Below are 20,768 nucleotides of genomic sequence, written 5' to 3' on the forward strand. Positions count from 1 at the left end.
TGAAACGCGAGTTTGAATCGTGGACGGATCGTTAAAGCTCGCGGCTGAATTTGCCGTTAATTAAGAACGGCCTCGAGGCTATTGCCTTGCACGTTATTACCAACACCGATATTTTTGCCCGGCCGTTTCGAACCGGTGCAAAAACAAAGGCTTTGGCGCTATCATCGATGCTCCCTGCGTTGGACGCCGGCCGCCCGCGCAGGCGGGGATCGCTCGGGCGCAGGTCGTCGGACGGCCGTCAAGATTCAAATTCCGCGCGTTTGCGCTCGCTCACATGGCCTTTCTGCTCAACGGTGTTATGCATGCACACGATGTTGTTCACGGCGGATCGAACAGGCCGTTGTAAACAGACTTTCAAGCGACGAATCGCGAGCACCGGCGTGCGGGCTCGCGCGGCATTATTGCAGCGCCGGTTTTTTGACGGTTTTTTGTCGAGCGTTACATCGGGATTTTCATCGATTGGCGCATCCGGATTTGCGTGCGACGTTTTTTCCGGGGTTTTGCCCCGCGTGTCGCGCGTTCTGATAGGCGCATTGCTGTGCGCGGGTTTCGGCGCGGCGACGCCCGCAGCGGCCGCCGAGAAAGTGCTGCACGTTCTCGCATGGCCCGGCTATGCGGACCCGGACGTCGTGAAGGCGTTCGAAGCGCGCTACGGCGCGAAGGTCGAGGTAACGCTCGTCGATTCCGATGAGGCGCTGTGGGCGCAGATGCACAGCAAGGGCGCGCCGCCGTTCGACGTACTCGCCGCCAACACCGCCGAAATCCGCCGCTATACGCAGGCGAATCTGCTCGCGCCGCTCGATCTCGCGAGTCTGCCGAATACGAAGAAGCAGTTGCCGCGTTTCCAGGCGCTCGGCTCGATCGACGGCCTGACCTCGGCGGGCAAGGTATACGCGATTCCGTTCACGTATTCGTCGATGGGACTCATCTACGATCGCAAGCAGATTCCGGTTGCGCCGCATTCGATGCTCGAACTGTGGAACCCGCGCTATCGTGGCAAGGTGCTCGACTTCAATAGCGCGCAGCACAACTTCTCGTTCACCGCGCTTGCGCTCGGCTATCCGCATCCGTTTCAACTCGACCCCGCGCAGATGCGCACGATCGCGCACAAGCTCGTCGATCTGCGCCGCAACCTGCTGACCTACTACACGCTGCCCGAAGAGGCGACCGCATTCTTCATCCAGCACAAGGTCGCGTTGATGTTCGGCAACTACGGCACGCAGCAGGTGCAGTTGCTGCGGCGCGCGGGCGCCGACGTCGGCTACGTGATTCCGGACGAAGGCGCGCTCGCGTGGCTCGATTGCTGGTCGATGACGCGCGCGGCGAGCGACCAGCCGCTTGCGCTCGCATGGATCAACTACATGCTCGAGCCGAGCGTGAGCGCGTTGCTGACACAGCGCCAGGGGCTCGCGAACACGCTGACCGAGCCGGCCGAAGGCAGCGCCAACGCGCACATCGTCTGGATCAGTCCGGTGGAAGATATCGAGCGCCGCGAGCAACTGTGGACGCGCATCGTGTCGGGCGACCGTTCGGAGCGCTTCTGATGCTGCATCGCGGCCTGACCTTCAAGCTATCCGTGCTGCTCGCGTGCATCGGCGTGCTGGCGTCGGGCGCGACCGGCTATTACGCGTATCGCGCGAATCGCACGATGCTGGTCAACGAAGCGGAGCACAGCCTGCAGACGTCGACGGAGCTGCTCGGCCAGCGCATCGCGGTATCGATCGACGACGTCGCGGCGGACGCGCTCGTGCTCGCGACGATGCCGTCGTCGGTGAGCGTCGCGCAGACCGACGACGGTATCGGCCCGAACCTCGGCCGCGAGCGGCTCGCGCAGGTGTATTCGAGCTTCATGCTGCACCACCCGGAGTATCTGCAGGTGCGGCTGATCACGCGGCAGCATCACGGTCTCGAACTGATCCGTTTCGATCGCGACAGCGATGGCCTCGTGCGCGTAGAGGGTGACGATTTGCAGGAAAAAGCTCAGTTTCCCTACGTATTCGAAACGCTCGCGTTTTCGCCGGGCCGCATCTACACGTCGCCGATTTCGGTCAATCACGAATCCGGCACGCATGCGGCGCAAGGCAAGCCGACGCTGCGTCTCGGCACGCCGATCGCGGATGCGCGCGGCACGGTGGTCGGCGTCGTCGTAATCGATGTCGATCTGGCCGGCATGCTGCGGCGTTTGCAGAGCGATCTGCCGAGCGACTATCAGGTCTATCTGGCGAACGAGTGGGGCGACTTCCTGATCCATCCCGACGCGTCGAAAACCTTCGGTTTCGACCGCGGCCGGCGCGTGCTGATGCAGGACAGCTTCCCGGCCACGAAGCAGCTGTTCGAGCAACGCCAAAGCGAGGTGCTCATCAACGGTCTCGCCAGACCCGGCGAGGCGGCCGGCCGTGTGCTCGCGTTCGTGCGGCGGCCGTTCGGCGGTTCCGAGGGCAACCGCTTCATCGTGCTCGGTCTCGCGAAGCCGCTCGAGGACGTGCTGACCGGCGCCAATCAGCTCGGCACGCGGATCATTCGCATGGTGCTGGTGTTCAGCGCATTGTCGGTACTGCTGGCGATCCTGTTCGCGCGAGCGCTGACCAAACCGCTGCATCTGCTCGCGTATGCGGCGACGCACCTGTTCGCCGATCACGCGATGCACACCTTGCCGCTCAAACGCACCGACGAAATCGGCGTGCTCGCGCGCTGCTTCGAGCGTTTGCGTTGCGAAATCCGCGCGCAGATGGATACGCTGCACAGCAAGCAGAGCGAGCTCGTGCATCTGGCCTCGCACGACGTGCTGACCGGCTTGCCGAACCGCATGCTGTTCATGCAGAAGCTCGAGAACGCGATCGAGGAGGCAAGCTTCCGCCGCGAAGGCCTCGCCGTGCTGTTCGTCGACCTCGACCGCTTCAAGCAGATCAACGATCAGTTCGGTCACTCGGTCGGCGACAAGGTGCTGGTCGCGGTCGCACGCCGTCTGAAGGACGTGCTGTATGCCGGGGACGTGGTCGCGCGGCTCGGCGGCGACGAATTCATCGTGCTGATCGAAGGGCAGCGCGCGGCCGAGGTCACGCCAGAAATCGCCGAGCGCATCATGGACGCGCTGAACGAAACGCTGACCGTCGACGGCAATAGCATGACGGTCGGCGCGAGCATCGGCATCAGCGAGTTCCCGCACGACAGCGGCAATGCCGAGGAACTGCTGCTGAACGCCGATGCCGCGATGTATGCGGCGAAATCGGGGGGCCGTTGCGCGTATCTGCGCTATCAGGATCTGCTCGCCATGCGGCTCGACGAACAGGCTGGGCAGGCGAGGGCTGCCCAGTCCCAGCTCGCCCAGGCGCACGCCGCGCGCGATGCGACCGAGGGGCGCGAGGCGGAGCCCACCGCGTGACGCGGTTTTACCCGCGCCGCTGAGGGTTTTCTATTGCCACGCCGCGATCGCGCCGCGAATGAGCCGGAGCGTATGCCGTTGTCGACCTGAGACGCAGGCGCGCTCAACCAGCCCACTCAAACGATCCGCACCCCTGCGCGATAAGTCGCGCGCGGCACCGGCAGCTTGTCGAGCATCGTCACGCGCACGAAATCCGCGCGCAGGCCGGGCTCGATCGCGCCGCGGTCCGTGAGACCGGCGGTGCGCGCCGGCTCGGCAGAGACCGTTGCCATCGCGCGCGGCAGCGACCAGCCCGCTTTTTCGACGAGATCGAACACCGCGGTCAGCAAGCTCGACGGCACGTAATCCGACGACAGGATGTCGAGCAGGTCCGCGCGCGCGAGTTCGAGCGCCGACACGTTGCCCGAATGCGAGCCACCGCGCACGATGTTCGGCGCGCCCATGATCGTCGCGATGCCATGCTCGCGCGCGGCTTGCGCGGCGATCCGCGTGGTCGGGAATTCGGCGAGCACGATGCCCTCGGCCTTCGCCTGTTCGACGTGCTCGATCAGAGTGTCGTCGTGGCTCGCGACCGGAATGCCGAGCCGCCGGCAACGCGCGACGATCTCGCGGCGGTGCTCGTCCGCGTAACGCTCCTGTTCGACCGCGAGTTCGGCGAGCGTGCTCGCGACACGCTCGTCGCTCATCTTGCCGTTGCGCTCCTGGAAGCGGCGCCATTGCTCCCGGTCGTGCCATTGGCGCTGGCCCGGCGTATGGTCCATCACCGACGCGAGCCGCAGCAGCGGATGCGCGCACAGCGAATCGAATACCTCGAGCACGTCGGCGGTCGCGATCTCGCAGCGCAGATGCAGAAAGTGCTCGGCGCGCAGCAGTCGACGCGTGGACAGCCGCAGCAGCGAACCGGCGCATTGCGTTTGCACGTCGCGGTTACGCAGCCCAACGCTCGAGCGCGAGCCGATGGCGAGCGCGTCGAATACCGTCGTGATGCCGGCTGCGGCGACCTGCGCGTCGTGAATCACGAAGGCCGCGTCGGTATTCCATTCGACGCCGGGACGCGGCACGAGGTGCTTCTCGAGGTTGTCCGTATGCAGTTCGATCAGACCGGGCAGCAGATAATCGCCGTCCCAGTCTTCGGCGTCGCGCGCCAAACCCGCGCCGCGTTCGACGTCGCGAATCACGCCGTCTTCCACGCGCACGGTGCCAATGAATTCTTCGTCTCGCGTCACGATGTGAGCGTTGCTGATCAACATCGACTTACTCCGTAGTCAGTCGGGACTGGTGTCAATTTAGTGCCGCAGCGGCGGCCGCAGTTCCAGGCGGCGCGTCGCGATCTTGTTGCGGGTCTCTTCGTCGTGAAAGATACCAACGATCGCCGCGCCGCGCTCGCGCGCCTCGACGATCAGATCGGCCACAACGTCGCGGTTTTCCGCATCGAGCGAAGCGGTCGGTTCGTCGAGCAGCAACAGCGGATGTTCGGCGATCAAACCTCGCGCGATGTTCACGCGTTGCTGCTCGCCGCCCGAAAACGTCGCGGGCGCGAGGGACCACAAACGCTCGGGCACGTTGAGCCGCGCCAGCAATTCAGCGGCGCGCGCGCTGGCTTCAGGTTCGGCGACGCCGTCCAAGACCAGCGGCTCGGCGACGAGCGCAAGCGTCGGCACGCGCGGGATCACGCGCAAAAACTGGCTCACATAGCCGACCACGCGACGGCGCAGCCGCAGTATGTCACGCGGTTCGGCACGGGTGATTGCAATGGGCCGGCCGTGATCGCTGGTGTCGCGAATCGCAATCGAGCCGGTGCTCGCCAGATAGTTGCCGTACAGACAGCGCAGCAGCGTGCTCTTGCCCGCACCCGACGGCCCGACCAGCACCACGCATTCACCGCGCGCGACCTCGAGCGACACGTTCGCGAGCGCGTCGATCCGCACACCGCCCTGGCCGTGCAGCGTGAAAGTCTTGCCGATACCGATGGCGCGCAGCATCAGCGCCGCGTTGTCGGCGAAAGCGCGCTCGCCGTGGCGTGCATCGCTGCCTGCTTCATTGACTACCTCAGTGACTACCTCAGTGGATTGCATCGTGAGCCTCAAACCGGCAGAACCGAGGAAACCAGCGTTTGCGTATACGGGTGCTGCGGATCGTCGAGCACCTGATCGGTCAGACCCGCCTCGACGACTTCGCCCGCCTGCATCACCATCAGCCGATGCGCGAGCAGACGCGCGACGCCGATATCGTGCGTGACGATCAGCACCGACAGATGCAGCGTCGAGCTCAGCGTGCGCAGCAAATCGAGCAGACGCGCCTGCACGGACACGTCGAGACCGGCGGTCGGTTCGTCCATGAACACCAGACGCGGACCGGTGACGAGGTTGCGCGCGATCTGCAGACGTTGCTGCATACCGCCCGAAAACGCGGCGGGGAATTCGTCGATGCGAGTGGGGTCGAGCTCGACGTGCTCCATCCATTGCGTGGCTGTGCGGCGAATTTCGCCGTAGTGGCGCGCGCCGACCGCCATCAACGGCTCGCCGATGTTGGCGCCGGCCGATACGCCGCTGCGCAGGCCATCGCGCGGATTCTGCTGCACGAAGCCCCACTCGGTACGCGTCAGCAGACGGCGGCGCGGCTCGGACAGCGCGCGCAGATCGAGCGAGTCGCCATGCGACGCGGTGTAGTGCAGCGAGCCGCTATCGGCCTCGGTCTTCAGCGCCAGCGTGTTGAGCAGCGTGGTTTTGCCCGAACCCGATTCACCGACGATGCACAGCACTTCGCCCGGATACAGATCGAAACTCACGTTGCGGCAACCGTTGCGGCCGCCATATTGTTTGGTGAGCGCGCGTGCGCTCAGAAGCGGCGTCATGCGGATTCTCCTTCGCGCGTGGCGTGGGGCCGCGGCGCTTGCGCTTCGATAGCGCCGTCGCCGTCGCTATCGCCATCGCCGCGCCGCCCGTGACAGTAGTCGCTGTCCGAGCACACGAACATGCGCGTGCCCGCATCGTCGACGATCATCTCGTCGAGAAAGCTTTCCTTCGATCCGCACAGCGCACACGCGTGCTGCCACTTCTGCACCTCGAACGGATGATCGTCGAAGTCGAGGCTGCGCACCGGCGTATAAGGCGGAATCGCGTGAATGCGGCGCTCGCGGCCCGCGCCGAACAGTTGCAGCGCGGCGTTCATATGCATCTTCGGATTGTCGAACTTCGGGATCGGCGACGGCGAGCTCAGATAGCGATGATTGACGATCACCGGGTAGTCGTACGTGGTCGCGATGCTGCCGTGATGCACGATGTCCTCGTACAGTTTCACGCTGATCAGCCCGTAATCGGCGAGCGCATGCAGCTTCTTGCATTCGGCGACGCGCGGCTCGAGCCGGTACAGCGGCTCGGGCATCGGCACCTGATAGACGAGGATCTGCCGCTCGGTCAACGGCGTTTCGGGAATCCGGTGCCGCGTCTGGATGATCGTCGCTTCGCTCGTGTGCCGCGTGGTCGCCACCCCCGTGGTGCGCGCGAAGAAGCGGCGGATGTTGACGGCGTTGGTGGTTTCGTCGGAGCCCTGATCGATGACCTTCAGCGTGTCCGTCCTGCCGATGATCGCGGCCGTCACCTGGATGCCGCCGGTGCCCCAGCCGTACGGCAGCGGCATTTCGCGCGACGCGAACGGCACCTGGTAGCCCGGCACGGCGACTGCCTTCAGCAGCGCGCGGCGCAGCATGCGCTTGGTCTGCTCGTCGAGATACGCGAAGTTGTAGCCGTGCGCGGCGGTGTCGCATGAGGTGTTGGCAACAGCGGTGTCGGGCGCGTTCATGCTGCTTGCTCCTTGTCGGTGGCGCGGCTTGTTTCATCGTTGCTGCGATGCTGCGCGCGCAAACGCCGCACCAGTTCCAGCTCCGCCTGGAAGTCGACGTAATGCGGCAGCTTCAGGTGCTGCACGAAGCCCGACGCCTCGACGTTGTCGCTATGCGACAGCATGAACTCGATGTCCTGCGTCGGTGACGCGAGCGTCTCGCCGAGTTCTTCGGCACGCAACGCGCGATCGACGAGCGCCATCGCCATCGCCTTGCGCTCCGAGTGGCCGAACGCGAGGCCGTAGCCCTGCGTGAAGGTCGGCGGCACCGTGCCGCTGCCCGCGAACTGGTTGATCATCTGGCATTCGGTGATGTCGATATCGCCGATGTCGACCGCTTCCCCGAGTTCGTCGAGGTCCATCTCGACCGCGATCGTGCCGAAGCGGATCTCGCCCGCGAACGGATGCGAGTGCGCGTAGCCGCGTTGCGTCGCATAGCCCATCGCGAGCAGAAAGCCTTCGTCGCCACGCGCGAGATTTTGCAGACGCGTCGCGCGGCTCGCCGGAAAGGCGAGCGGTTCACGCGACAGGTCGCCGGGTTCCGCGCCGTCGGGTGTCGAACGCTCCTGTTCGATCAGGCCTTCCTTGTCGAGCAGCGACACGACTCGCGGCATCGATTCTGGCGCTGGCGGTTCTTGCGGAACCGGCGCGTTGCCGCGCGTCACGTCCTGCCGCGCGTCATCACCATCGGCGAGCAACGCGAAATCGAGCAGACGCTGCGTGTAGTCATAGGTCGCGCCGAGCAACTGGCCGCCGGGCAGGTCCTTGAACGTCGCCGAGATGCGCCGCTCGACCTGCATCGTTTCGGTATCGATGGCGCGCGTATAGCCGAAGCGCGGCAACGTGGTGCGATACGCGCGCAGCAGGAAAATCGCCTCGACCAGATCGCCGGCAGCCTGCTTGATTGCGAGCGCCGCAAGCTCCTCGTCGTAGACCGAGCCTTCGGTCATCACGCGTGCGACCGCGAGCCGCAACTGCTCGCGAATCTGCGCGACGCTCAGTTCGGCGATTCGCGTATCGCCGCGGCGCGCTTTGTCGAGCAGGCGCCACGACGCTTCGATCGCGCGTTCTCCACCTTTGACGGCAACGTACATCAGTTCACCTTCGCTTCGGTTGTGCGCGGCAGGCCGATCACGCGCGGGCCGCAAACCAGATAACAGTCGATGCCGCACGGAAACAGCGGCGCGAGCATTGCGCGTTCTTGCCAGAACCGCGCGGGAAGACCGGCCGGCGAAATCGTTTCGGCATCCAGAATGCCGGGGCCCCTCAGCGTGACCGCTGCGCCGCCCGTCAGCGCGTCGACGCGGATCAGCAACGTGGCCGATTGTTCCGGTGACTCGGCGCTGCCGGGCGCGAAGCTTTCGAGCGATGGCAACGCGTCGGCATCGTGCACATACACGAACGCGGCGTTGCCGGGCGCATCGACGAGCGGCGCGCCGGTATGAAAACGCAACGCCGACGCGAGCGCGGGATCAGGCTGCGCGAGCCACACCGGCGTCGCGTAGTCGCAGAGCGTCAGCAGTGCGGCAAACGCGGCGGGTTCGACCGGCGTGTTGCGCAACTCGGGCAGCACGTCGCGGATCACGCCGATCGTGCCGGGCCGCGACAACGCGTCGAGCAGCGTGCGAAACACGGCCTGGGTATCGTGGACCGGGTCCGCGAAACCCGGCGTCAGCGTGGACAACGCAATCGGTGAACGTTCCATCAGTCGCCTCGCACCATCGTGAAGAATTCGACGCGCGTCGCCGCGACGTCCTGTTGCTGTTGCGCGCCCCGGGCCTGCTGTTGCGCGGCGAATGGCTCGATCAATCGACGATGCAGGCTGTCGTGATGCTCGGGCATCTGCAGCAAGGCATCGGCGAGCGCGGCAAGTTCGGCGCGACGGCGGTCGCGTCCCAGATGGCAGGCGACGCCGACGGTGGCTTCGGCGTCGCCGCTGGCATGCAGACGCAGCGTGGCGCGCGTAACCGTGGCTTCGCCGAGATTGAACGGATCGCCGCTGCCGCCGATGCGCCCGCGCACCATCGCGAGGCCGATTTCAGGGGGGCGCAGCCAGTCGTAGGCGGGGGTGGGGCGGCCTTGCAGCGCGCGCTGCAGCGCGGCTTCGAGGTCGGCGCGCGGCGTGCGCGCCAGCACGGCCATCCAGGCGCGCCGCGCCGCCGAAGACACGGCCGGCAACGGCGAAGAAGATGGACGGGGCGGAACGGAACTCGGGCTCATCGGATTTCCTGTCGATCCAGCGAGTGGGCATTGAAGCATCTATTCATCTAAACGTCTAGACGTTTATAAGCATAGTTGTCTGGACTGTTGTGCGCGGCGGACGTTCATATTTTCATCACGGCTCGCGCACTACAATGCACGTCATGGCGATCATTTGAACCGAAGGGAATGACAGCACCATGACATCGAACGACAGCGCGGCGCCGGCCACGACGCTCGAACGGGGCGCGGGCGTGGCCGTCTGGAGACAGATCGAACAGATTCTCGCCGCAGAGATCACGGCAAGCGGGTTCGGCGAAGAAGGGCGGCTGCCGAGCGAGGGTGAGCTGGCGAAGCGCTTCGACGTCAACCGTCACACGGTGCGCCGCGCGATGCTCGGCCTCGCCGCGCTCGGCCTCGTCAGCGTCGAGCAGGGGCGTGGCACGTTCGTGCAGCCCGGCGCGATCGACTATTCGATCGGCCGCCGTACGCGTTTCACCGAAAACCTGCGTCAACAACACCACTCGCCCGCGGGCACGATGCTGTCGGCCGCGCGCGTGAAGGCCGAGCCCAGTGTCGCGAAGGCGTTGGGTCTGCGCGCGGGCGCGGCGGTCTATCGCATCGAATCGCTGAACGAGTCGGACGGCGTGCCGCTCACATACGCGCGCAGCTGGTATCCGGCCGCGCGTTTTCCGGATTTGCCGGAGGTCGTGCAACGCCTCGGCGGCACGACGAAAGCGCTGGCCGAATTCGGCGTGGACGATTATCTGCGCAAGTGGAGCCGCATCGGCAGCGTGCTGCCCGAGCCGGAAGTCGCGCGGCGGCTCAACATCAACCGTCAGCAGCCGGTGCTGTGGGTCGAGAACGTCGACGTCGATCTGCAGGGCACGCCGGTCAAATACGGCTTCACGCATTTCGCGGCCGATCGCGTGCAACTGCTCGTGGAGCATGACCTGTGAGCGGCCCCGTATGGAGTGCCGAAGCGCGCTTCGCGCTGTACTACGCGCCGTCGGTTGAATCGGCGTGGTGGCAGACCGGCTCGACATGGCTCGGCCGCGATGCGCACAGCGGCGAGCGCCGCGCGCAGCCGCAGCCGCCAGGCCTGACGCGCCCGCTCGCCGCATTGACCGACGCGCCGCGCCGCTATGGCTGGCATGGCACGCTGGTCGCCCCGTTCCGGCTCGGCGCCGGCGTCACGCAGCCCGACGTGCTCGCGGCCGCGCGAGCCTGGGCGCTCGCGCAGCGGCCGTTCACGTTGCCGGTAGAAGCGGCCACGCTGGGCGACTTCGTCGCGTTGCGACCGGCCGATGCAGATGGCGAGACGCGCATTCGCGAGCTCGCGTCGAACGCGCTGCAGTCGCTCGACAGGCTGCGCGCGCGGCCGTCGGCGGCCGATCTCGAGCGACGGCTCGCCGCGCCGCTCAGCGAACGCCAACGTGCGTTGCTGTTGCAATGGGGCTATCCGTACGTGTTCGACGAGTTCCGTTTTCACATGACGTTGTCCAGTTCGCTCGCCGATGCCGACGAGCGCGCGACGCTGCTCGCATGGTGGCGGGAGCGCACGCCCGCGCTCGGGCCGCTCGCTGTCGATCAGGCCGCGCTGTTCGTCGAGCCGGCGCCGGGTGAGCCGTTCGTGCTATGGCAGCCGCTGCCGTTCAGCCACGGCGCGCAACCTGGCGATCGCACGAACAAGCAGCAAGACGAGGTGAGCAGCCAATGACTGGGCGTTTGATCTATGTGATGGGGCCGTCGGGCGCGGGCAAGGATTCGCTGCTGCAGTTCGCGCGCATGCGGCTCGCCGGCGAGCCGCTCGTATTCGCGCATCGTTACATCACGCGGCCGAGCGGCAATGGCGAGGTGCATGTTGCACTAAGCGTCGAGGAGTTCGCCGCGCGCTCGGTGCTTGGCCTGTTCGCGCTCGAATGGTCGAGCCATTCGCTGCGCTATGGCATCGGCATCGAACTCGATGCGTGGCTCGCGCGCGGCTGCACGGTGGTCGTCAACGGCTCGCGGCAGTACCTGCAGCATGCGCTCGCGCGCTATCCACGCGCGGAAGTGGTGCACGTGAGCGCCGCGCCGCATATTCTCGAAGCACGGCTCGGCGCGCGGGCGCGCGAATCGTCGGAGCAGGTCGCGGCGCGGCTCGCGCGGCGCGCGCCGTTTGCGTTGCCGGCCGGCGTGCGCTGCACGACGATCGACAACTCCGGCGCGCTCGAAGAAGCGGGGCACGCATTGATCACGGCGCTCAAGGAGCAGGTGAGCGCGTAGCGCAAGCACGCGGCCTTACTGCACGGCTCCCATCCGCTCCCGCGTCACCTGCCGCAAACATGCGACGAACTGCTGCACGGCCGGCGTCGGCAGCAGATCGCGTCGCGAGATGATGCTCAGATCGTAGTTCGGCAGCGCGTCTTCGATCTGTGCGACGCGAATGCCGAGCGGCGCGACCCTCTGCGCAAGCGGCCGCGTGAAGCAACTGATCACGTCGGTCTGCGACACGAGCCCGAGCGTGACTGCAAACGACGACGGCGCGCGCAGCAAGCGCTTCGGTACCGGCAAGCCGTGCGCGCTGAACATCGCCATCATCACGCTGTGCGGGAAGTGATCGGCGCCGACCGTGACGATCCACTCGGCGTCGAGCAGCTCGGATAGACGCGTGACGTTCGCGAGCGGATGGCCGGCGCGCATCGTGACGACGAACTGCGTCGAGTACAGCGGCACCTGCACCAGATCGTTATCCAATGCCAGAACGTGATGGATCGCCGCGAGATCGAGCGCGCCGTTGCGCAGACGCGCGAGCGCGTCGGGCACCGTCACTTCCTCCAGATGCAGACTCACGAGCGGCATCCGCTCGCGAAAGCTCGACACCGCATGCGGCAGTACCGTCAGCGCGAGCGATGGCATCGTGCCGACGCTGACCTTGCCGGCCAGTTCGCCCTTGACCTGCTCGACGGCCTCGACCGTGCGGCGCATGTCGCCGAGCAACTGCTCGGCGCGCGGCAACAGCGCGAGCCCGCACGCGGTCAGCTCGATGCCGCGCACGCTGCGCACCATCAGGGCGGCGTTGAGCGCGCTTTCCAGCTCGCGAATCGTATGCGTGACGGCCGGCTGCGTGACGCCAAGCTCACGCGCGGCGGCGCGCAGACTGCGGTGATGCGCGGCGGCGACGAAGGCCTGCAACTGCTGCAGCTTCATAAGGGTAACCCGGTATATAAGGCCTGTTAATCAGGGTGAAAAAAATAGCATCTTATTCGAACAAAACAGCGTGGCTATAGTGCGAGGCTACTCACTGGAGCCATACAAGCTATGAACGAGACCCCGCGTTTGACCGAAGTGTCCGATCTGGAACCCGCCGCCGCAAGCCTGCGCGAGATTCGCCATCAGATTCACCACCATCCGGAACTCGCGTACGAGGAAGTGCAGACCGCGGCGCTCGTCGCGGAAAAACTCGAACAGTGGGGCTGGCAGGTCACGCGCGGGGTCGGCAAGACCGGCGTGGTCGGCACGCTGAAAGAGGGTGACAGCAAGCGCAGCATCGGCATTCGCGCGGACATGGACGCGTTGCCGATCATCGAACAGACCGGCCTGCCGTACGCGAGCGGCACCCACGGCAAGATGCACGCGTGCGGCCACGACGGTCACACCACGATCCTGCTCGGCGCCGCGCAACGTCTCGCGGCCACGCGCAATTTCTCGGGCACCGTGCATTTGTATTTCCAGCCGGCCGAGGAAAGCGGCATCGACAGCGGTGCGCTGAAGATGATCGACGACGGCCTGTTCGAGCGCTTCCCGTGCGACGCCGTGTTCGGCCTGCACAACCATCCGGGAGCCGAGCCGGGCGTGTTGCTGTTCCGCAAGGGACCGTTCATGTCGGCGGGCGACAAGGCGATCATCACGATCGAAGGCGTCGGCGGCCATGCGGCGCGTCCGCATCTGACCGTCGATCCGGTCGTGGTCGCCGCGAGCATCGTGATGGCGCTACAAACGATCGTCGCGCGCAACGTCGATCCGTCGCAGCCCGCCGTGGTGACGGTCGGCTCGATGCACGCGGGCACCGCGAACAACGTGATTTCCAGCAGCGCGCGGCTCGAGCTCAGCGTGCGCTCGTTCAGCCCCGAGGTGCGCGCATTGCTGAAGAGGCGCATCACTGAGTTGGCCGAGTCGCAGGCCGCAAGCTATGGCGGCAAAGCGCACGTCGAGTACATCGAAGGCTATCCGGTCGTCATCAATACGGATGCCGAAACGGATTTCGCGGTGCAGGTCGCGCGCGAACTGGTGGGCGACGACAAGGTGGTCGAGCAGACCGACATCCTGATGGGTAGCGAGGACTTCGCATTCATGCTGCAGAAGCGGCCGGGCACGTTCCTGCGCATTGGCAATGGCGTCGGCGAGGACGGTTGCATGGTGCACAACCCGCACTACGACTTCAACGACCGCAGCCTGCCGATCGGCGCGGCGTTCTGGGCACGGTTGGTGGAGCGCTATCTCGCGCAGTGAGCGCTTGATGCACACGCCGCGGCGCGCACGAGGCGTGCGCGCCCGGCTGCTCATCACCGCGCGGCCAGAGCCACGAAGCGTTCATTAGCCGCGCCGCGCGACCATCTCCGAGACTGTCTGCGCGGCTCGCTGCAGCGGTTCCAGGAACGCCTTCACCATCTGTTTGGCCGAATTGCGCTGTGCGTTGCCGCTGATGTTCATCGCGGCGATCACGCGGCCCTGGCGATTGCGAATCGGCGCGGACAGCGAAATCAAGCCGCCTTCGAGCTCCTGATCGACGATCGCCCACCCCTGGCGACGCACCTGCTCGATCAGCTTCTTCAACTCTTGCTTGTCGGTGACGGTGCGCGGCGTGTGCGCGTAGAGCGGCGTCGAGTTCAGCGTCGCGTCGAGCGTCTCGTCGTCGAGCGAGGCAAGCAGCACGCGGCCCATCGACGTGCAGTAGGCGGGCAGGCGGCTGCCGATCGACAGGTTGATCGTCATGATCTTGTGAGTCGGCACGCGCAGCACGTAGACGATCTCGGTGCGATCGAGCACGGCCGCGGAGCAGCTTTCGTGCACCTGCGCCGACAGGCTTTCCATCACCGGTTCGGCGAGATTCCAGAACGGCATCGAGGTCAGATACGCGAAGCCGAGGTCGAGGATCTTCGGCGTCAGACGAAACAGGCGTCCCTCGGCTTCCACATAGCCGAGTGTTTGCAGCGTCAGCAGGATCCGGCGCGCGCCGGCGCGCGTGAGGCCAGTCGCCGCGGCGACGTCGGTGAGCGTCTGTTCAGGCCGCGTCGCGTCGAACGCGCGGATGACCGCGAGGCCGCGCGCGAACGACTGCACGTACGAGTCGCCCGGTTTCTCCGGGGCCGGTTCGGCGTTGGCGGGCGCGACGGAAGACGGCGGCAGGGCTTTGCTCATGGACCTTGATCGTGGGTTCGGAAGAGTGCGCGCGAAGGACGCGCGACGCGCGATCGTTTCGATGCGGCGACGCGTTTTGCGTTGCGGCGCAAAGGCGAGACGATAGCTTAAGCCTTCTATTTCGCCAAATAACGCCGATTCGTGCAAAAACCCCAGGGTTTGCGTGGATGCGATTCCCACTCCAAATTTGTATGATGACCCGATAACCTGACGAGTTCGAGACACCCGGTCCAACCGATCCGCCATGTTCGACAAGATTCCCGCGCGCGCTTTGAGCGACACAGTCGCGCAGCAACTGCTGAAGCAGATCGACAAGGGCACCTTCGCGCGCGGCGCCAGGCTGCCGACCGAAGCCGTGCTCGCGCAACAGTTCGGCGTAAGCCGCACGGTGATTCGCGAGGCGCTGTCGCGACTGAAGAACGAGGGGGTGGTCGAGCCGCGCCAGGGCAGTGGCGTGTTCGTCGCCGGGCACGGCGCGATCCGCCCGCTGCGAATAGACTACGCGGAAGCCGTGGAGCCGGGCTCGGTCGTGCAGATCCTCGCGCTGCGTCGCGCGATCGAGGCGGAGGTCGCGTCGGAAGCCGCGATGCGCCGCAGCGATGCCGAGATGGCCGCGATCGACGCCGCGCTCGCGCGCATCGAGCGCGCGGTCGGCAATGGCGAAGACGGCGTCGCCGAAGACGTCGCGTTTCATCGCGCGATCGCGGCGGCTACGGGCAATCCGTATTTCCTGAAGACGTTGACGTTCCTCAATCAGTACCTCGAAGCGGGCACGGTCGTCACGCGCCGCAACGAGGCGCTGCGCGAGGACTTCTCGCGGCAGGTGCGCGAGGAGCACGCGGCGATCGCCGCGGCGATTCGCGCCGGCGATCCGATGGCGGCGCGCAATGCCGCGCAGACGCATCTGTACAACGCGGCGCGGCGGCTTGCCGAGGCGGGCATCGTCTGACGCGCTGAAGGCGCGCGGTGATTCCGACGCGCGCGGACCCACGAATGCGGCACCCATCCATAGAGGTCATGCATGTCGAGAAATGTCGGTGTCATTGGCTTGGGGGCCATGGGGCTCGGCGTCGCGCGCTCGCTGTTGCGCGCGGGCTTCAGGGTCCACGCGTGCGATTTGCGGCGCGACGCGCTGCAGGCGTTCGTCGATGAAGGGGGCATCGGCTGTGCGACGCCCGCGGAGCTCGGCGCGCAGTGCGAGGTCGTGATCACGCTGGTCGTGAATGCGGCGCAAACCGAGGCCGTGCTGTTCGGTGAGCACGGCGCGCTCGCGGCCATGAAGCCGGGCGGCGTCGTGATCGCGAGTGCCACGGTCGCGCCGGAGTTCGCGAGCGATCTCGGCAAGCGCGTCGAGGCGGCCGGTCTGCAGATGCTCGATGCGCCGGTGTCGGGCGGCGCGGCGCGCGCGGCGTCGGGCGAGATGACGATGATGACGTCCGGTCCCGCGGCCGCTTATGCCGCGTGCGAAGACGTGCTCGCCGCGATCGCCGGCAACGTGTATCGGCTTGGCGCCACGAATGGCGCAGGCTCGAAGGTGAAGATCATCAACCAGCTGCTGGCCGGCGTGCATATCGCGGTGGCCGCCGAGGCAATGGCGCTCGGCCTGCGCGAAGGTGTCGACCCGGACGCGCTGTACGACGTGATCACGCACAGCGCGGGCAATTCGTGGATGTTCGAGAACCGCGTGCCGCATATTCTCGCGGGCGACTACACGCCGCTGTCGGCGGTCGATATTTTCGTCAAGGACCTCGGCCTCGTGCTCGATACCGCGCGTCGCACGAAGTTTCCGCTGCCGCTGTCGGCGGCCGCGCATCAGATGTTCATGATGGCGTCGACGGCGGGCCACGGTGGCGAAGACGACTCGGCGGTCGTGAAGATTTTCCCAGGCATCGAATTGCCGACGAAGCAATAGGCGAGGGAGAGGTCATGACGGCTCAAACGAAACCCGCGCTGCTCGGCTGCATCGCCGACGACTTCACCGGCGCCACCGATCTCGCCAACATGCTCGTGCGCGGTGGCATGCGCACGGTGCAGACGATCGGCGTGCCCACCTCCAACGCAGCGCTTGGCGCCGACGCGCTCGTCGTCGCGCTGAAGTCGCGCACGATCCCGGCCGCCGACGCGGTCGCGCAATCGCTGGCCGCGCTCGCCTGGCTGCGCGCGCAAGGGTGCCGGCAATTCTTCTTCAAGTACTGCTCGACCTTCGATTCGACCGATGCGGGCAACATCGGCCCGGTGACCGATGCGTTGCTGAATGCGCTGTCCGTCGAGTTCGCTGAGCGCGCGTCGTTCACGATCGCGTGTCCCGCGTTTCCCGAGAACGGCCGCACGATTTTTCGCGGTCATCTGTTCGTCGGCGATGCGCTGCTCAACGAGTCGGGCATGGAAAACCATCCGCTGACGCCGATGCGCGACGCGAACCTCGTGCGCGTGCTGCGGCGGCAAACGCAATCGAAGGTCGGGCTCGTGCGTTATGACCAGCTCGCGCAAGGCGATGCGGCCGTGCGTGCCGCATTCGCCGCGTTGCGCGCCGACGGCGTGCGCATCGCGATTGCCGATGCGGTGTCCGACGCCGATCTGCACACGCTCGGCTTGGCCTGCGCGGACCTCGCGCTGATCACCGGCGGCTCCGGCGTCGCGCTTGGTTTGCCGGCCAACTTCCGGCGCGCGGGTCTGCTCGGCGAGCAAACCCATGCCGCGCAATTGCCGCGTATAGAAGGTTTGTCGGCGGTGCTCGCGGGCAGTGCGTCGACGGCGACCAACGCGCAGGTCGCCGCCTGGTGCGCGACACGGCCCGCGTTCCGCATCGATCCGCTCGCGGCGGCGCGCGGCGAGGACGTCGTCGGCGAGGCGCTCGCGTTCGCACAACAGCGCTTCGTGCACGCGGAACCGGTGCTGGTCTATGCGACCGCATCGCCCGACGAAGTGCAGGCCGTGCAGCGCGAACTCGGCGTCAACGAGGCCGGGCATCTGGTCGAGAAGACGTTGGCGGCGATTGCGCGCGGTCTGCGCGAACGGGGTGTGCGCAAGTTCGTCGTCGCGGGCGGCGAGACTTCGGGCGCCGTCGTGCAGGCGCTCGACGTGCGCATGCTGCGCATCGGCGCGCAGATCGATCCGGGCGTGCCGGCCACGGCGACGACCGAAGCGGAACCGCTCGCACTCGCGCTGAAATCCGGCAATTTCGGCACCACGGACTTCTTCGACAAGGCCCTGCGCCATCTCGACGGAGCCGCGCAATGAGCGACGCACCGGCACTTCACACCTGCGCTGAAGCGCGGGTTCGCGAGGAAATCTGCGCGGTCGGCGCGAGCCTGTATCAACGCGGCTATACGGTCGGCAGCGCCGGCAACATCAGCGCGCGGCTCGACGACGGCTGGCTGATCACCCCGACCGACGCGTGCCTCGGCCGCCTCGATCCCGCCGACATCGCGAAGGTCGATGCAAACGGCCACGCGGTGTCGGGCGGCAAGCCGTCGAAAACGCTGGCGCTGCATCGCGGTATCTATGCGCGCAACGGCGAGGCGCGCGGCATCGTCCATACCCATTCGACGCATCTGGTCGCGTTGACGCTCGCGGGCGTATGGAGCGAAGCGGACGTGTTGCCGCCGATCACACCGTACTACGTGATGAAAGTGGGCCACGTACCGCTGATTCGCTACGAACGCCCGGGTGATCCCCGAGTGGCCGCGCAGATCGCCGCGCTGGCCGATCGGGTGCGCGCGGTGTTGCTCGAACGTCTGGGGCCGGTAGTGTGGGAGCGCTCGGTCGCGCACGCGTCGTATGCGCTCGAAGAACTCGAGGAGACCGCGCGCCTGTGGCTGATGACGAATCCGCGGCCCGCGCCGCTCGACGCCGCCGCGATCGAACAACTCCGTGCCGCGTTCGGCGCGCGCTGGTAGCAGCGCGCATGACCGATGAACGCCGCGCACCGTATCGAACTGTCTTGAAGGAGCTGCCGCCATGCCTCGCTTCGCCGCCAATCTGTCGATGATGTACAACGAGCACGCGTTCCTCGATCGTTTCGCCGCCGCCGCGCGCGACGGCTTCAACGCGGTCGAATTCCTGTTTCCCTACGAGTTCCGCCCGGGCGAGCTGAAGGCGCGGCTCGACGCGCATGGCCTCACGCAGGCGCTGTTCAATGCGCCACCCGGCGACTGGAGCGGCGGCGAGCGCGGCCTTGCGTCGTTGCCGGGCCGTGAGGACGAGTTCCGCCGCGGCATCGACACGGCACTCGAGTACGCGCGCGTGCTCGGCAATCGCAAGCTGCATGTGATGGCGGGGTTGATCGCCGGCGATCGAGCGGGCGAAACGCAGCGCAAAACACAACGCGACGTGTATCTGAACAACCTCGCCTATGCCGCGCGGGCCGCGCAAGCCGAACAGATCATGGTCGTCATCGAGCCGATCAATACGCGCGACATGCCCGGCTATTTCCTCAATCGACAGGACGACGCGCAAGCGATCTGCGCCGAAGTCGGCGCGCCGAACCTGAAGGTGCAGTTCGATTGCTATCACTGCCAGATCGCTGAGGGCGATCTCGCGATGAAGCTCAAACGCGATATGGCCGGCATCGGTCACATCCAGGTTGCGGGTGTGCCCGAGCGGCACGAGCCCGACATCGGTGAGCTGAACTACCCGTACCTGTTCGATCTGATCGATGCGCTCGGCTACGACGGCTACATCGGCTGCGAATACCGGCCGCGCGCGGGGACCTCGGCGGGGCTTGGCTGGCTGAAGCCTTATCTCGATGCGGGGCGTTGACTCTTTCCGACAACCACTGACGCACACGTAACCATGAAAGTACTGATCACCGGCGGTGCCGGTTTTCTCGGCCAGCGTCTCGCGCGCGAGACGCTGAAAGATGCGCACGGCGCACCGCAAGCGATTACCGGGCTCGTGTTGCTCGACGTCGTGCGCGCACACGATTTCGGCGATGCGCGCGTGCGCACCGAAGTCGGCGATATCGCGGAGCGCAGTGTGCTCGAACGCGTGATCGACGATCAAACCTCGGCGATCTTTCACCTCGCTGCGATCGTCAGCGGCCAGGCCGAGGCGGACTTCGATCTCGGCATGCGCATCAATCTCGATGCGTCGCGGCTGCTGCTCGAAATCTGCCGGCAGCGCGGGCACCAACCGCGCGTCGTGTTCACCAGTTCGGTCGCGGTCTACGGTGGCGATCTGCCTGCGGTCGTGCAGGACGACACCGCGCTCAATCCGCAGTCGTCGTACGGCGCGCAGAAAGCGATCGCGGAGCTGCTGCTCAACGATTATTCGCGGCGCGGTTTCGTCGACGGCCGCGTGCTGCGGCTGCCGACCATCAGCGTGCGGCCGGGGCGGCCGAATGCGGCGGCGTCGTCGTTCGCGAGCGGCATCGTCCGCGAGCCGCTCAATGGCGAGGAGGCCGTGTGTCCGGTCGCCGGTTCGACGCGGCTGTGGTTGCTGTCGCCGCGCAAGGCGATCGAGGGTCTTATCGCCGGCCTCGAACTCGACGGCGCCGTGCTTGGCAAGCAACGCGTGCTGAACCTGCCGGGCTTGTCGGTCAGCGTCGACGAGATGATCGCGGCACTGCGCGAGGTCGCGGGCGAGGCGGTCGCGAACCGCATTGTGCGGCAGCCCGACGAGCGCATCGAGAAGATCGTCGGGAGCTGGCCCGGCGCGTGGGATACGTCGCGCGCCGAACGGCTCGGGCTCGCGGCCGAGCGCAGTTTCGCGGACGTGATTCGCGACTACATCGCCGATGAAGGAATCGAAGTTCGCTGAAGATCACCCCCTCCGCGTATTCCCTGGTGTCGCTTGGCACGGCTGCGGCCGTGCTTGACATGCTTTCGCGCCCCCGCCTATTATCGAGGCTGTTTTGTTCGATATATGACCTTGTGTTCGTATATAGAACACGAGGCAGGGCGAAGAAGAGGCGACAGCCGTATCGGTCGTCAATCCCAAGCCC

21 protein-coding genes are annotated in these 20,768 nt (G+C 66.3%); 12 read left to right on the forward strand and 9 right to left on the reverse strand.

Going from position 1 to position 20,768, the window contains the following annotated elements:
- The first annotated feature begins 302 nt into the window (after positions 1–302).
- Positions 303–1,544 (forward strand): extracellular solute-binding protein, encoded by a 1,242-nt coding sequence (locus OKW38_RS35145; RefSeq protein ID WP_429365193.1) that lies wholly within the window; start codon positions 303–305, stop codon positions 1,542–1,544.
- Positions 1,544–3,382, forward strand: a complete 1,839-nt coding sequence (locus tag OKW38_RS35150; RefSeq protein WP_090810479.1) for a diguanylate cyclase domain-containing protein — start codon at positions 1,544–1,546, stop codon at positions 3,380–3,382. Before OKW38_RS35145 ends, OKW38_RS35150 begins: the two co-directional genes overlap by 1 nt.
- 116 nt (positions 3,383–3,498) lie before the next feature.
- On the opposite strand, the gene OKW38_RS35155 is transcribed toward OKW38_RS35150, so the two are convergent.
- The 7 genes from OKW38_RS35155 to phnG are packed head-to-tail and all read right to left on the reverse strand — an operon-like array spanning position 3,499 to position 9,442.
- The gene (locus tag OKW38_RS35155; RefSeq protein WP_429334176.1) at positions 3,499–4,632 is read right to left on the reverse strand and encodes an alpha-D-ribose 1-methylphosphonate 5-triphosphate diphosphatase; all 1,134 of its coding nucleotides are present in this window, start codon (positions 4,630–4,632) and stop codon (positions 3,499–3,501) included.
- Between the two features lie 36 nt (positions 4,633–4,668).
- Positions 4,669–5,457 (reverse strand): phosphonate C-P lyase system protein PhnL, encoded by a 789-nt coding sequence (gene phnL, locus OKW38_RS35160; RefSeq protein WP_429365194.1) that lies wholly within the window; start codon positions 5,455–5,457, stop codon positions 4,669–4,671.
- An 8-nt stretch (positions 5,458–5,465) separates the two neighbouring features.
- Positions 5,466–6,236, reverse strand: coding sequence for a phosphonate C-P lyase system protein PhnK (gene phnK, locus OKW38_RS35165; RefSeq protein WP_090809511.1), 771 nt, complete (start codon positions 6,234–6,236; stop codon positions 5,466–5,468).
- Positions 6,233–7,183, reverse strand: a complete 951-nt coding sequence (locus tag OKW38_RS35170) for an alpha-D-ribose 1-methylphosphonate 5-phosphate C-P-lyase PhnJ (protein ID WP_429365195.1) — start codon at positions 7,181–7,183, stop codon at positions 6,233–6,235. Before OKW38_RS35170 ends, phnK begins: the two co-directional genes overlap by 4 nt.
- Entirely contained in the window at positions 7,180–8,316 is a 1,137-nt protein-coding gene (locus tag OKW38_RS35175) for a carbon-phosphorus lyase complex subunit PhnI (RefSeq protein ID WP_429365196.1), read from the reverse strand. The genes OKW38_RS35170 and OKW38_RS35175 overlap by 4 nt, the downstream gene beginning before the upstream one ends.
- A complete protein-coding gene (phnH, locus tag OKW38_RS35180) occupies positions 8,316–8,927 on the reverse strand; it encodes a phosphonate C-P lyase system protein PhnH (RefSeq protein WP_429365197.1) in 612 nt (203 codons plus the stop codon). The genes OKW38_RS35175 and phnH overlap by 1 nt, the downstream gene beginning before the upstream one ends.
- On the reverse strand, positions 8,927–9,442 hold the full coding sequence (gene phnG, locus OKW38_RS35185; RefSeq protein ID WP_090809519.1) for a phosphonate C-P lyase system protein PhnG: 516 nt from the start codon (positions 9,440–9,442) through the stop codon (positions 8,927–8,929). Before phnG ends, phnH begins: the two co-directional genes overlap by 1 nt.
- A gap of 179 nt (positions 9,443–9,621) precedes the next feature.
- Here phnG and phnF point away from each other — a divergent pair, with 179 nt between their 5' ends.
- From phnF to phnN, 3 genes are read left to right on the forward strand one after another with little or no spacing between them, the layout of a single operon-like run.
- Positions 9,622–10,380 carry a phosphonate metabolism transcriptional regulator PhnF gene (gene phnF, locus OKW38_RS35190; protein ID WP_090809521.1) on the forward strand — a complete coding sequence of 253 codons (759 nt, stop codon included), beginning with the start codon at positions 9,622–9,624 and terminating at the stop codon, positions 10,378–10,380.
- On the forward strand, positions 10,377–11,141 hold the full coding sequence (locus OKW38_RS35195) for a DUF1045 domain-containing protein (protein ID WP_429365198.1): 765 nt from the start codon (positions 10,377–10,379) through the stop codon (positions 11,139–11,141). The genes phnF and OKW38_RS35195 overlap by 4 nt, the downstream gene beginning before the upstream one ends.
- A complete protein-coding gene (gene phnN / locus OKW38_RS35200) occupies positions 11,138–11,689 on the forward strand; it encodes a phosphonate metabolism protein/1,5-bisphosphokinase (PRPP-forming) PhnN (RefSeq protein WP_429365199.1) in 552 nt (183 codons plus the stop codon). Before OKW38_RS35195 ends, phnN begins: the two co-directional genes overlap by 4 nt.
- Before the next feature lie 15 nt (positions 11,690–11,704).
- On the opposite strand, the gene OKW38_RS35205 is transcribed toward phnN, so the two are convergent.
- Positions 11,705–12,613: a LysR family transcriptional regulator gene (locus OKW38_RS35205; RefSeq protein ID WP_090809528.1), complete on the reverse strand. Its 909-nt coding sequence runs from the start codon at positions 12,611–12,613 to the stop codon at positions 11,705–11,707.
- A 111-nt stretch (positions 12,614–12,724) separates the two neighbouring features.
- Between OKW38_RS35205 and OKW38_RS35210 the strand changes: the two genes are divergently transcribed.
- Complete coding sequence (locus OKW38_RS35210) at positions 12,725–13,915, forward strand: M20 aminoacylase family protein (protein ID WP_429365200.1); 1,191 nt, start codon at positions 12,725–12,727, stop codon at positions 13,913–13,915.
- A gap of 84 nt (positions 13,916–13,999) precedes the next feature.
- Here OKW38_RS35210 and OKW38_RS35215 read toward each other — a convergent pair whose 3' ends face one another.
- Positions 14,000–14,824, reverse strand: a complete 825-nt coding sequence (locus tag OKW38_RS35215; RefSeq protein WP_018424811.1) for an IclR family transcriptional regulator — start codon at positions 14,822–14,824, stop codon at positions 14,000–14,002.
- A gap of 244 nt (positions 14,825–15,068) precedes the next feature.
- On the opposite strand from OKW38_RS35215, the gene OKW38_RS35220 reads away from it, so the two are divergent.
- From OKW38_RS35220 to denD, 6 genes are all read left to right on the forward strand, one after another.
- A complete protein-coding gene (locus OKW38_RS35220) occupies positions 15,069–15,773 on the forward strand; it encodes a FadR/GntR family transcriptional regulator (protein WP_429365201.1) in 705 nt (234 codons plus the stop codon).
- Positions 15,774–15,845: 72 nt separating this feature from the next.
- Entirely contained in the window at positions 15,846–16,736 is an 891-nt protein-coding gene (gene ltnD / locus OKW38_RS35225) for an L-threonate dehydrogenase (protein WP_429365202.1), read from the forward strand.
- Between the two features lie 14 nt (positions 16,737–16,750).
- Positions 16,751–18,064 carry a 3-oxo-tetronate kinase gene (gene otnK, locus OKW38_RS35230; protein WP_429365203.1) on the forward strand — a complete coding sequence of 438 codons (1,314 nt, stop codon included), beginning with the start codon at positions 16,751–16,753 and terminating at the stop codon, positions 18,062–18,064.
- Entirely contained in the window at positions 18,061–18,723 is a 663-nt protein-coding gene (locus OKW38_RS35235; protein WP_184049441.1) for an aldolase, read from the forward strand. The genes otnK and OKW38_RS35235 overlap by 4 nt, the downstream gene beginning before the upstream one ends.
- A 61-nt stretch (positions 18,724–18,784) precedes the next feature.
- Entirely contained in the window at positions 18,785–19,585 is an 801-nt protein-coding gene (gene otnI / locus OKW38_RS35240) for a 2-oxo-tetronate isomerase (RefSeq protein ID WP_429365204.1), read from the forward strand.
- 33 nt (positions 19,586–19,618) lie between these two features.
- Complete coding sequence (gene denD, locus OKW38_RS35245; protein ID WP_429365205.1) at positions 19,619–20,584, forward strand: D-erythronate dehydrogenase; 966 nt, start codon at positions 19,619–19,621, stop codon at positions 20,582–20,584.
- Positions 20,585–20,768: the final 184 nt, after the last annotated feature.

Source organism: Paraburkholderia sp. MM5496-R1 (assembly GCF_050436205.1).
Taxonomy (GTDB): domain Bacteria; phylum Pseudomonadota; class Gammaproteobacteria; order Burkholderiales; family Burkholderiaceae; genus Paraburkholderia; species Paraburkholderia tuberum.

Bases quoted from the DNA above. Each gene is read 5' to 3' on its own strand.
- otnK (WP_429365203.1), top strand. From the start codon at position 16,751: ATGACGGCTCAAACGAAACCCGCGCTGCTCGGCTGCATCGCCGACGAC.
- phnF (WP_090809521.1), top strand. From the start codon at position 9,622: ATGACATCGAACGACAGCGCGGCGCCGGCCACGACGCTCGAACGGGGC.
- phnL (WP_429365194.1), bottom strand. From the start codon at position 5,457: ATGCAATCCACTGAGGTAGTCACTGAGGTAGTCAATGAAGCAGGCAGC.
- OKW38_RS35150 (WP_090810479.1), top strand. From the start codon at position 1,544: ATGCTGCATCGCGGCCTGACCTTCAAGCTATCCGTGCTGCTCGCGTGC.
- phnK (WP_090809511.1), bottom strand. From the start codon at position 6,236: ATGACGCCGCTTCTGAGCGCACGCGCGCTCACCAAACAATATGGCGGC.
- OKW38_RS35235 (WP_184049441.1), top strand. From the start codon at position 18,061: ATGAGCGACGCACCGGCACTTCACACCTGCGCTGAAGCGCGGGTTCGC.
- phnN (WP_429365199.1), top strand. From the start codon at position 11,138: ATGACTGGGCGTTTGATCTATGTGATGGGGCCGTCGGGCGCGGGCAAG.
- phnH (WP_429365197.1), bottom strand. From the start codon at position 8,927: ATGGAACGTTCACCGATTGCGTTGTCCACGCTGACGCCGGGTTTCGCG.
- OKW38_RS35170 (WP_429365195.1), bottom strand. From the start codon at position 7,183: ATGAACGCGCCCGACACCGCTGTTGCCAACACCTCATGCGACACCGCC.
- denD (WP_429365205.1), top strand. From the start codon at position 19,619: ATGAAAGTACTGATCACCGGCGGTGCCGGTTTTCTCGGCCAGCGTCTC.
- ltnD (WP_429365202.1), top strand. From the start codon at position 15,846: ATGTCGAGAAATGTCGGTGTCATTGGCTTGGGGGCCATGGGGCTCGGC.
- OKW38_RS35215 (WP_018424811.1), bottom strand. From the start codon at position 14,824: ATGAGCAAAGCCCTGCCGCCGTCTTCCGTCGCGCCCGCCAACGCCGAA.
- OKW38_RS35220 (WP_429365201.1), top strand. From the start codon at position 15,069: ATGTTCGACAAGATTCCCGCGCGCGCTTTGAGCGACACAGTCGCGCAG.
- OKW38_RS35155 (WP_429334176.1), bottom strand. From the start codon at position 4,632: ATGTTGATCAGCAACGCTCACATCGTGACGCGAGACGAAGAATTCATT.
- phnG (WP_090809519.1), bottom strand. From the start codon at position 9,442: ATGAGCCCGAGTTCCGTTCCGCCCCGTCCATCTTCTTCGCCGTTGCCG.
- otnI (WP_429365204.1), top strand. From the start codon at position 18,785: ATGCCTCGCTTCGCCGCCAATCTGTCGATGATGTACAACGAGCACGCG.
- OKW38_RS35210 (WP_429365200.1), top strand. From the start codon at position 12,725: ATGAACGAGACCCCGCGTTTGACCGAAGTGTCCGATCTGGAACCCGCC.
- OKW38_RS35205 (WP_090809528.1), bottom strand. From the start codon at position 12,613: ATGAAGCTGCAGCAGTTGCAGGCCTTCGTCGCCGCCGCGCATCACCGC.
- OKW38_RS35175 (WP_429365196.1), bottom strand. From the start codon at position 8,316: ATGTACGTTGCCGTCAAAGGTGGAGAACGCGCGATCGAAGCGTCGTGG.
- OKW38_RS35145 (WP_429365193.1), top strand. From the start codon at position 303: ATGCACACGATGTTGTTCACGGCGGATCGAACAGGCCGTTGTAAACAG.